Here is a 419-nt window from a genome sequence, read left to right on the forward strand (position 1 = left end):
ACCAGAGAGCTGGTCACGAGAGAACCGTGCATGGCGCTGAACAGCGCACCACCGAACACGCCAGCCACACCCAACATGTGGAAGGGGTGCATCAGGATGTTGTGCTCGGCTTGGAACACCAACATGAAGTTGAAGGTTCCCGAGATGCCCAGAGGCATGCCATCAGAGAAAGAACCTTGGCCGATGGGGTAGATCAGGAACACTGCGGTAGCCGCAGCCACGGGGGCAGAGTAAGCGACGCAGATCCAAGGACGCATCCCCAAGCGGTAGGAGAGTTCCCACTCGCGGCCCATGTAGCAGAACACGCCAATCAGGAAGTGGAAAATCACTAACTGATAGGGGCCGCCGTTGTAGAGCCACTCATCGAGAGAAGCCGCTTCCCAGATGGGATACAGGTGCAGACCGATCGCGTTAGAAGA

At 57.5% G+C, this 419-nt stretch carries 1 protein-coding gene; it reads right to left on the reverse strand.

The features are described from left to right. On the reverse strand, positions 1-419 hold a 419-nt coding region (locus AC0QH1_RS07660; protein ID WP_473154730.1), incomplete at both ends, for a photosynthetic reaction center family protein.

It is taken from the genome of Phormidium sp. CCY1219, from assembly GCF_055795085.1.